This is a genomic window from Fulvimonas soli, from assembly GCF_003148905.1.
GTDB lineage: Bacteria > Pseudomonadota > Gammaproteobacteria > Xanthomonadales > Rhodanobacteraceae > Fulvimonas > Fulvimonas soli.
On sequence record NZ_QGHC01000001.1, the window covers coordinates 446,445 to 457,110 of the forward strand.

The following is a 10,666-nucleotide window of genomic DNA, read 5'->3' on the forward strand; positions in this document are numbered from 1 at the left end:
GAGGGTCGCCGTCCAGATGGGCGCGGCGCCCGGCGGTTCCAGGGTGCGATCCGTGACCGCTGTGTTTCCCGCGAGAGAACGCCGGCGGATGCGCTAGGCTTGCCGCTCCTTGGGGACACGCCATGATCTCGATCACGCTTGCCGTTCTGCTCCTGCTGGCCCTGTGGCTGGCGCTGGCCGCGCGCCGCCGCGCCTGCGCCGGCGTGCTGGTCGCGGCGCTGGCGCTGTGGCTGGCCGCGGGCTGCGGGCCGCTGGCGTCGTGGCTGCTGGAGGGGCTGCAATCGGGCTATGCGGGCGCGGTACAGGGAACGTGGGCCGAGCGCAACGCCATCGTGCTGCTCGGCGCCGGCACGGTGCGCACGCCGTCGGGGCCGGAGCCGGAGCTGTTCGCCTACGGGCGCATCGCGCGCGCCGCGGCGCTCTACCACGACTGCAAGGCCGCCGGCCGCGACTGCAAGCTGCTGGCGAGCGGCGGCGATCCGCAGCATCACGGCATCGCCGAGGCCGTCTCCTACGCCGCGCTGCTGCGCCGGCTGGGCGTGCCGGACGCGGACCTGCTGCTGGAGACGCGCAGCAACAGCACCTGGCAGAACGCGCAGTTCAGCCGGCCGCTGCTGCTGGCCTACGCGCCGCGGCGCGTGCTGCTGGTGACCTCCGGCATCCACCTGCGGCGCAGCCTGCTGTACTTCGCGCACTTCGCCCTGCGCCCCGAGCCGGTGCGCGGCGACTACGTCCGGGCCGTGCCGTCCTGGCTGCCGCTGGCGTGGAACGTCGCGCTGTGCGACGCCGCGCTGCACGAGTACGTGGGCATCGCGCGCTACTACGTCTACAACGCGATGGGCTGGAACGTGCCGCCGGTCGCGGGGCCCGGGCTGCCGGCGGAGGCGCGCTGAGGGAACGCGGCGCCTACGTTGCGCTTCCATCGCCGCGTTTTTTTGCTCGTCATTCCGGCGCAGGCCGGAATCCAGTGTCCGCATGGCTCGGACCGGATGGCCGCGCCACGGGTTCGTGGCTGTTCGGAAGACGCCCTGCCGGCGAGCGCAGGGGCATCCCGTGGCCATGAGGCTCGAACGGGGCCTGTCGCCACTGGATCCCGGCCTGCGCCGGGATGACGGCTTGGGACGGCGGTGAGCCCGCGCCTTCCGGCTACGCCGGTCCGCGCACCACCATCAGCCGCAGCTCGGTCATGTCCTCGATCGCGCAGCGCACGCCCTCGCGGCCCAGGCCCGAGCGCTTCACGCCGCCGTAGGGCATGTTGTCCACGCGGAAGCTGGGGATGTCGTTGACGATCACGCCGCCCTGTTCCAGCACGTCCCAGGCGCGCATGGCGTGGTCGAGGCTGTCGGTGAAGATGCCGGCCTGCAGGCCGTAGTCGGAGTCGTTGACCCGGCGGAAGGCCTCGTCGATGTCGTCGAACGGGGCGAGCAGGGCGAACGGGCCGAACGCTTCCAGCCGGTTGACCCTGGCGTCGTCGGGCACGTCCTCCATCAGCGTGGCCTCCAGCATGTTGCCGGTGCGCCGGCCGCCGCACAGGACCTTGCCGCCGGCCTTGCGCGCCTCCTCGATCCAGCCGTGCAGGCGCGCGGCGGCGGCCTCGTCGATCATCGGGCCGAGGAAGGTGTCCTTCTTCCTCGGGTCGCCGGCCTTGAGCGCCTTCACCGCGGCGACCAGCCGGCGCTTCAGCGCATCGTAGACGGCGCGGTGCGCGTAGATGCGCTGCACGCTGATGCAGCTCTGGCCGGACTGGTAGAACGCGCCGAACACCAGCCGCTCCACCACGCGGCCGAGCTTCGGGCCCTGGTCGGCGTCGACGATGCAGGCGGCGTTGCCGCCCAGCTCCAGCGTCACCTTCTTGCGCCCGGCGCGCGCCTTCAGCTCCCAGCCGACCTGGCCGCCGGTGAAGGAGAGCAGCCTGAAGCGCTCGTCCTCCACCAGCGGCGCGGCGTGCGCGCCGTCCAGTGGCAGGATCGAGAAGGCGCCCCTGGGCAGGTCCGTCTCGGCCAGCACCTGGCCGATGATCAGCGCGCCGATCGGGGTCTTCTCGGACGGCTTGAGCACGAACGGGCAGCCCGCCGCGATCGCCGGCGCCACCTTGTGCGCCACCAGGTTGAGCGGGAAGTTGAACGGGGTGATGAAGGACACCGGCCCCAGCGGCACGCGCTTCGTGTAGCCGTGGTAGCCGTCCAGCCGCGGCGCGATCTCCAGGTTGAGCGTCTGGCCGTTGATCCGCACGGCTTCCTCGGCGGCGATGCGGAAGGTCTCGACCAGCCGGGTGACCTCGCCGGCGGCGTCCTTGATCGGCTTGCCGGCCTCGATGCACAGCGCCAGCGCCAGCTCGTCGCGGCGTTCGGCGAAGCGCTGCGCGCAGTGCTGCAGCACGGCCTGGCGCGCCCACGGCTTGAACGCGCGCATCGGCGCGGCGGCGCCCACGGCGGCGCGGATCGCGCGCTCGGTGGCGCGCGCGTCGGGCACCGCGACGCGGGTGGCGGGCCGGCCGCTGTACTTGTCGCGCACCTCCAGCCATGCCTTCGAGGTCTGCGCGCGATTGGCGAGGTAGTACGGATAGGTCTTGTCGAGCACGGTACGGTCTCCGCGTGTGAAGCGGCCAGTGTGCCGCGCGGCGCGTGGCACCGGCGTGATGCTCAGGCGCGCTCCAGCCAGACTTCCAGGCCCTGCGCGTTCAGCTCGATGTCCATGTCCAGCAGCTCGCGCAGGCGCTTGCGCCCGCCGCTCCAGCCGTGCGCGGCGGCGCGGCCGGCGTAGAGGTCGGCCAGCGCGTCCAGCAGCCAGGCATGGCGGTCCGGCTTGCCGGCGGCGGCGCGGGCGAAGGCGACCATCGCGTCGATCTGCTCGTGCAGGTCGCGCGCCAGCCGCGCCAGATCCTCCACGCGGCCGTAGTGGGTGAGGTACATGGCCTCCGGGCGCAGCGCGAGCAGGCGGTCGATGGAGGCGTGCAGCGCCGCCGGCTCGAACTGCACCGGCGAGGTGGTGGGCAGGATGAAGGGCCCCCTGGCGGTGTCGAACTCGCGGTAGGACAGGCCGAAGGTGTCGCCGGTGAAGCAGGCGTTCGCGCGGGCGTCGTGCACGGCGAGGTGGTGCCTGGCGTGGCCGGGCGTGTGCAGGCAGCGCAGCGCGCGGCCGGCCAGCTCCACCACGTGGCCGTCCGGCGCCTCCACCACGCGCTCGGCCGGCACCGGGCGCAGCCGGCCGTAGGTGCTCTCCATCACCGCCTCGCCGTACACCGCGCTGGCGCCGGCCCACAGCTGCGCGGGGTCGACCATGTGCCGCGCGCCGCGCGGGTGCACCACCAGCTTCGCATGGGGCAGCCGGGCCATCAGCTCGCCGGCGCCGCCGGCGTGGTCGAGGTGCACGTGGGTGAGGATCAGCCAGTCCACCTGCGCCGGCTCCAGCCCGGCCGCGGCCAGCGCGTCGAGCAGGCGCGGCACCGCGTGGTTGGTGCCGCAGTCGACGAAGGCGGCGCGGCCGTCCTCGACCAGCAGGTAGGCGGCGTCGAACCGCGGGCGCACGAAGCCGGTGTCGAGGGTGTGGATGCCGTGGGGGGTGGACATGCCTGTCTCTGGGGCCGGGGAGGGGACGCCGCGAGCCTAGCAAGGCGGCCGGGACGGGGCATTTCAACCTTGGTCGAGCCCGCGCGGCCTCGCGCGTCCGCCCGGCGGCGGCGCGACCGTGCGCGGGCGCGCAATTCGCCGATCCGGCCGCCATGCGGCGCGGCAAACTGGGGTAGGCTAGCCGGGGGATCCAGAAGGATGACAGCATGCGCAGGCCTGTTCCGGCGCGCCTTTCCATGGTAGCGGACGACCGGGCGTTCGCGTCTGCGCGTGCAGCACGGGGCACCCCCTGAGTCCGCCCATGCCCGCGATCGGTTTCCGCCTGCGTCTGGCGCTGTTCTTCGTCGCCACCCTGGTGGCGGTGCAGCTGCTGACCGCGCTGCTGGTCTACGGCGCCACCCGGCATACCCTGATGGCCGAGGGCGAGCGCGAGCTGACCGCGAACGCGCAGGCCTTCGCGGCGCAGATGGAGGACCTCTCCGCGCGCGTGGCGGCCAGCGCCGAGGCGCTGGCGATGGACTACGCGCTGCGCTCGGCCATCGCCGAGCGCGACCGCGGCGCCGCGCTGTCGCTGCTGCGCAGCCACCAGCGGCGGCTGGGCGCCTCGCGCATGCTGCTGCTCGGCCGCGCGGGCGACGTCGAGGCGGACACCGGCGCGGGCGAGGCGCCGCCGCAGGGCTTCACGTTCGCCGAGCTGGTCGGGCGGTCCGAGGCGCGCCGCGCCGCCGCCGTGGCGACGCCGGACGGCAAGGCGGTCTGGGTGGTGGCGGTGCCGATCTACGCGCCGCAGCCGATCGGCGTGGTGATGGTGAGCGTGCCGCTGGACGACGCCCTGCTGGCGCACCTGCAGCGGCTGTCCTCGCTGCCGCGCGACCTGGAGCTGGCGGTGCGCACGGGATCGGGCCGCTGGACGGTGGCGGCCGGCGGCGGCGGGCGTCCCGGCCTGGTGGAGGCGCTCGGCGTGGACCGGCCGCTGCCGGCCACGCCCACGCCGGTGCGGGTCGGCGGGCGCGACTACCTGGCGCTGGCCGTGCCGCTCGACCGCGCCGGCAGCCCCACGGTGGCGGCGGTACTGGGCTACCCGCCCGACGACGCGCTCGGCATCTTCCACCGGATGGCGCTGAGCTGGGCGGCGCTGCTCGCGGCCGGCCTCGGGCTGGGCCTCCTGGGCGCCTGGCTGACCGCGCGCAGCGTGTCGCGGCCGATCGAATCGCTGGCCGCCGCGGTGCGGCGCATCGAGGCGGGCGACTACCGCGCGCCGCCGTCGCTGGCGCGCCGCGACGAGATCGGCCAGCTCGCCAGCGCCTTCGGCACCATGACCGCGGCGGTGCGCCAGCGCGAGGAGCGCATCCGCTACCAGGCGCTGCACGACGGCGTCACCGACCTGCCCAACCGCGTCGCGGCGGAGGCGGTGGTGAACCGTTCGCTGGAGGCCGAGGGCGTCGGCGCGCTGCTGCTGGTCGGGCTGGCACGCCTGCCGGACATCATCAAGACCATGGGCCACGCGCTGTTCGACCGCCTGATGTGCGACGCCGCCGGGCGCATCCGGCGCGTCGCCGCGGGCGCCTACGTGGCGCGCGTGACCGACACCCAGTTCGTGCTGTGGCTGGCGGGGATCGCGCGCGCCGAGGCGGTGGCGGTGGCGATGCGCGTGCTCGACACGCTCGGCGAGCCCTACCAGGAGCCCGACGTCAGCATCGACCGGCTGCCCTCGGTGGGCATCGCGATGGCGCCGCCCGACGGCAACCAGGCCGGCGTGCTGCTGCGCCACGCCGAGGTGGCCCAGTACGAGGCCAGCGGCTCGGCCAGCGCGCTGGGCTTCTACGAGGCCGATACCGATCCGCACCGGCCCGAGCGGCTGTCGCTGATGAGCGAGCTGCGCGAGGCGCTGGACGGCAACGGCCTGGTGCTGCACTACCAGCCCAAGCTGGCACTGGCGACGCGGCGCGTCGACGGCGCCGAGGCGCTGGTGCGCTGGCCGCACCCGCGCGGCGGCATGGTGCCGCCGGACGCCTTCATCGGCATGGCCGAGGACACCGGCAACATCCAGCGGCTGACCCGCTGGGCGCTGGCCACCGCGATCGCGCAGGCGCGGCGCTGGACCGACCACGGGCTGCCGCTGCAGGTGGCGGTGAACCTGTCCAGCCGCGACCTGGAGGACGCCGACCTGCCGGGCCGCATCGCCGCGCTGTTGGCGATCCATGCGGTGCCGGCCGAGCGGCTCACGGTGGAGGTCACCGAGCGTGCGGTGATCGGCGAGCCGGACGCCGCGATCGGCGTGCTGCGCCGGCTCGCCGACCAGGGCGTGGGCGTGGCCATCGACGACTTCGGCGTCGGCCAGTCGGCCTTCGCCTACCTGCGCCGGCTGCCGGTGAGCGAGCTGAAGATCGACCGCATGTTCGTCAAGCAGCTGGCCACCGACCCCGGCGACCAGACCATCGTGCGTTCGCTGGTCGAGCTGAGCCACAAGCTCGGCTACCGCGTCACCGCCGAGGGCGTGGAGAGCCAGGGCGCGCTGGACTACCTGGCCTCGATCGGCTGCGACCACGCGCAGGGCTACTTCATCGCCGGCGCGCTGGAAACGGCGGCGTTCGAGGCGTTCGCCGTCCAGCACGCGGCCGCCGCCGGCGGGTGAGCGCGGCGCGGGTCAGTCCACCGGCGGCGCGCCCCAGGCGTATGACTCCATCGACAGCACGCCGTAGGTGATGCCTCCCTCGATCACCCGCGCGGCCTCGCTCGCCGCGGTGGCGCCCAGCGCGACCAGCAGCGGCAGGAAGTGCTCCTCGGTGGGATGCGCGCGCTCGGCGAACGGCGCCAGCCGGCGGTAGTCGAGCAGCCGCGCGGCGTCGCGCGCCAGCACCGCCTCGCGCACCCAGCGGGCGAAGGCCAGCGCGTAGGGAGCGTCCGCGGCGCGCGCGCCGACCTCGTAGAGATTGTGGGTGAGGCTGCCCGAGCCGAGCACCAGCACGCCGCGGGCGCGCAGCGGCGCCAGCGCCTGCCCGAGGCGCAACGCGCCGGCCGTGTCGAGCCCGGCCGGCAGCGAGACCTGGAACACCGGCACTCGCGCCTTCGGCAGCAGATGCAACAGCGGTACCCAGGCGCCGTGGTCGCGCCCGCGGCGCTCGTCGAGGGCAGCCTCGAAGCCGGCCGCGAGCAGCAGCTGCAAGGCCTCCCGCGCCAGTTCCGGCGTGCCGGGCGCCGCATAGTCGAGCCGGTACAGCGGCTCGGGAAAGCCGCCGAAGTCGTGCACGGTCGCCGGCCGCGGCGCGGCCATCACGCGCACGCCGCGAGTCATCCAGTGCGGTGACACCACCAGCACGGCGCGGATGCCCGCGAGCGTGCGGCCCAGCGCGGCCAGCCGCGGCCCGAGCTCGCCCGGCTCCAGCGCGAAGGTGGGTGCGCCGTGCGAGACGAACAGGGCGGGGGCCATGGTGTTGGGAGCGGGATGAGCCATGCCGGCATGATGGGGGCGCGCACGGCGCCGGCCAATCATCCTGTACGGGACACAGCGTTGCTGGGGATGGATAGATAGAAGGTGTGATGCGTCCAAGGATGTGCCCGGCACTCGGTGCAGTGCGGAGGTACGCGGCGATCGAAAAATATTGCGATTGACGCCGCCACCGACGCTTGGCTAGAAACTCGCCGTACCTGCATCACGCAGGTCTCGACAGGGGACAACACGCATGCGTTGGATGCCAAAGGGACGCTTGGCGCGCGTCGTTGCGCTTGCGGCATGGGGAGGGTGGGCGATAGGCGGCGCGTTGCATGCCCAGACGGCGACGCCGGTGACGCCGGAAGAGGAATACAAGAAGAACATCCGCGTCAGCGAGGAGATCCAGCCGCTGGGCGAGAACCCCTTCGGCGAGAGCATCGGCCTGTCCAGCGGCGGGCTGTCGTTCGAGCAGACCGACGTCAGCGCGGCCGGCATCGGCCCGGTGCTGTCGCTGAGCCGGACCTTCAGCCTGCCGTCGCAGCAGGACCGTACCGGTCTCAAGGACAACGCCTTCGGCAACTGGGACCTGGACCTGCCGCGGATCACCACGATCACGGCGAACCAGCAGAACGTCACCGGCTGGCAGGTGGCCAGCGCCCATCCGCGCGCCATCTGCAGCCAGTTCAATCCCCCACCGAGCGTCAATCCGCCGGCGGGCAACACCACCGTAACGCTATGGGCGCCCTCGCAGTGGTGGCACGGCTACCAGCTGGTGATGCCGGGGCAGGGCAGCCAGGACCTGCTCAAGCGCGGCTCGGCCAATACGCTGGCGCCGACGATGGGGGGGATGAGCTTTCCGATCGTCACCAGGCAGCAATGGCAGATCAGCTGCCTGGCGCAGGCGGAGAACGACAGCACGATCGAGGCCTTCCTGGCGGTGGCGCCGGACGGCACCAAGTACTGGTTCAACCATCTGGCCTACCGCTATGCGCCGAACATGGAGCGCGGCAAGGGCGCGGTGCCGCTGGGCGCGATGAGGGCGACGGCCAGCGTGTCGCCCAATGGCGGCGTCCAGCCGATGGTCTCGGCGACGGACTACCTCGTGCGGCGCGAGGCCGCGATGCTGGTCACCCGCATCGAGGACCGCTTCGGCAACACCCTCACCTACAGCTACGACGGCAGCAACCGCCTGACCGGGATCACCGCCAGCGACGGGCGTGCGTTGAGCGTGCAGTACGGCGACGGCACGCCGCTGATCCGCTCGGTCACCCTGCAGCCGGCCGGCAGTGCGCCGCGGACCTGGACCTACGGCTATGGCGCCGGCACGGGCGACATCGCGGGCACGACGGAACTGCAGTCGGTCACCCTGCCGGACGGTTCGGCCTGGCATTTCGACCTGGCGGCGCTGACCAACGGCGCCTGGGTGGATACCTCGGAGGCCGCCTCGGTATGCAACGCCCCGGCCGTACCCAACAATCTGGGAACCAGCTACAGCGGCAGCATCACGCATCCGTCGGGCCTGACGGGCACGTTCACGGTGACGCCGGTCAAGCGTGGCCGTTCCTACGTCGCCCGCGACTGCTGGACCGCGCAGGTCGGCGGGGGCACGGGCCCCACGGACCCGAACACCTTCGCCACCACGCCCAACGCCTGGTACGCGATGGCGATCACGCAGCGGGTGTACAGCGGGGCGGGGTTGCCGACGCGGACGTGGACGTACGCCTATTCGCCGTCGAACGAGAGCTGGACGGCGGATGCCTGCGCCGGCGCGGGCAGCTGTCCGACGACGGTGTGGACGGACGAGACCGACCCGTCCGGCAACGGCACGCGCTACACCTTCAGCAACCGCTTCGACGCCAGCGAGAGCCTGCTGCTGCGCACGGACACCTACCGCGGGGCGGTGGGCGGGACACGGGTGCGCTCGGAGGTCAACGGCTACGCCGATCCCACCGGCGGTCCCTGGCCGGCCGCGCTGGGCGACAACCTGCAGACGTACGTCAACCCGGCGCAGACCGAGACCCTGTCGCCGCTGAGCCAGCGCCAGATCGTGCAGGACGGCGACACGTACACGTGGCAGGCGGAGGCGTTCAACGCCTACGCGCAGGTGACCCAGGCCCGGCGCTTCAGCGCGATTGCCGGGCAGGGGGTGCTGGAGGAGCAGACCGGCTACCTCAACGATCCGGCCCTGTGGGTGCTGGGCCTGCCGACCACGGTGACCAACGTGGCGACGGGGGAGGTGGAAAGCCAGAACGTCTACGACAGCGCCAAGGACACGCTGAAGGAGCGCTGGCGCTTCGGCCAGAAGCTGATGAGCTACAGCTTCGACGCGCAGGGCAACCTGGCCAGCTTCACGGACGGCAACAACCATACGACGACCCTGGGCAGCTACCAGCGCGGCATCCCGCAGGCGATCGGCTACCCGGACGGCACGAGCCAGCACCTGGTCGTGGACGACTTCGGGCAGATCCGCTCGATCACCGACCCAGCCGGCAGCACCACGAGCTATGACTACGATGCCATGGGCCGGCTAACGACGATCACCTACCCCACGGGCGACGAACAGGCCTGGTACCCCAGGACCTTCGCCTACGCCTACGTGCCCAGTGCCGAGCGCGGGATCGCGGCGAACCACTGGCGGCGCACGGTCAGCCAGGGCGATTACCGCCAGGTGACCTGGTTCGACGCCACGCTGCGGCCGGTATTGACCGACACCTACAGCGCGGCCGACGGCAGCTCGCACACCAGCACACGCACCGACTACGACTGGCGGGGCCAGACGACCTTCGCGTCCTACCCGGTGGCCGGCAGTCCGGACCTGGGCGGGATCACGGCCGGCGCCCGCCGCACCTACGACGCCCTGGGCCGGCTGACGGCGATCCAGCAGGATTCGGAGCTGGGCACGCTGACCACGACCACGGCCTACCTGTCGGGGGCGCGCCAGCAGGTGACCGACCCGAAGGGGAACGTCACCACGACCAGCTACCAGGTGTTCGACGCCCCGGCCTACGACCGGGTGATCCAGGTGCAGGCGCCGGAGGGGATCACGCAGGCGATCACCCGGGACCTCTACGGCCACCCGACGGCGATCCGCCAGTACGGGAGCAATAACGGCTACAGCGGGGACGTGACCAAGACGTTGGTGTACGACAGCTACCACCGGCTGTGCCGGACGACGGAGCCGGAGAGCGGGAGCACGGTGACGGCCTACGACGGGGCGAACAACGTGGCGTGGACGGCCGAGGGGCTGAGCCTCACCGGGACGGGGTGCGGTCAGGAGCAGGTGGCGGCGGGGGCGAAGACCACGCGCACGTACGATGCGATGAACCGGGTGCTGACGCTGCTGCCGCCGAGCGGGACGCAGAGCACGACCTACACCTACGATGCGCTGGGCCACCTCAAGAGCGCGGTGTCGGGGGTGACGACCTGGACGGGCACGTACAACAAGCTGGGCCAGCTGACCGGGGAGGCGCTGCAGCTCGCGGGGCAGAATGCCTGGGGCATCGGTTATGCCCACGACGCCTACGGTCACCTGTCCCAGGTGCACTATCCGGACCAGTATGTCGATTACGCCCCGGATGCGCTGGGGCGGGCGACGCGGATCGGCAACTACGCCACGAACATCAGCTATTTCCCCGACGGCGCGGTGCAGGGTTACACGCTGGGC

At 72.6% G+C, this 10,666-nt stretch carries 6 protein-coding genes; 3 read left to right on the plus strand and 3 right to left on the minus strand.

The features are described from left to right. The first annotated feature begins 122 nt into the window (after positions 1 to 122). Positions 123 to 893 (plus strand): YdcF family protein, encoded by a 771-nt coding sequence (locus C7456_RS02065; RefSeq protein WP_211306197.1) that lies wholly within the window; start codon positions 123 to 125, stop codon positions 891 to 893. A 253-nt stretch (positions 894 to 1,146) separates the two neighbouring features. On the opposite strand, the gene C7456_RS02070 is transcribed toward C7456_RS02065, so the two are convergent. Together C7456_RS02070 and C7456_RS02075 are read right to left on the minus strand one after the other, a co-directional pair. Continuing rightward, the gene (locus C7456_RS02070) at positions 1,147 to 2,580 is read right to left on the minus strand and encodes an aldehyde dehydrogenase family protein (protein WP_109722092.1); all 1,434 of its coding nucleotides are present in this window, start codon (positions 2,578 to 2,580) and stop codon (positions 1,147 to 1,149) included. Positions 2,581 to 2,642: 62 nt separating this feature from the next. Then, positions 2,643 to 3,569, minus strand: a complete 927-nt coding sequence (locus tag C7456_RS02075) for an MBL fold metallo-hydrolase (RefSeq protein WP_109722093.1) — start codon at positions 3,567 to 3,569, stop codon at positions 2,643 to 2,645. Between the two features lie 301 nt (positions 3,570 to 3,870). Here C7456_RS02075 and C7456_RS02080 point away from each other — a divergent pair, with 301 nt between their 5' ends. Beyond that, positions 3,871 to 6,204: a putative bifunctional diguanylate cyclase/phosphodiesterase gene (locus C7456_RS02080; protein ID WP_109722094.1), complete on the plus strand. Its 2,334-nt coding sequence runs from the start codon at positions 3,871 to 3,873 to the stop codon at positions 6,202 to 6,204. A 12-nt stretch (positions 6,205 to 6,216) separates the two neighbouring features. On the opposite strand, the gene C7456_RS02085 is transcribed toward C7456_RS02080, so the two are convergent. Continuing rightward, positions 6,217 to 7,023 (minus strand): DODA-type extradiol aromatic ring-opening family dioxygenase, encoded by an 807-nt coding sequence (locus tag C7456_RS02085; RefSeq protein WP_245889740.1) that lies wholly within the window; start codon positions 7,021 to 7,023, stop codon positions 6,217 to 6,219. Positions 7,024 to 7,330: 307 nt separating this feature from the next. On the opposite strand from C7456_RS02085, the gene C7456_RS02090 reads away from it, so the two are divergent. After that, on the plus strand, positions 7,331 to 10,666 hold a 3,336-nt coding region (locus C7456_RS02090), incomplete at its 3' end, for an RHS repeat domain-containing protein (RefSeq protein ID WP_170120150.1).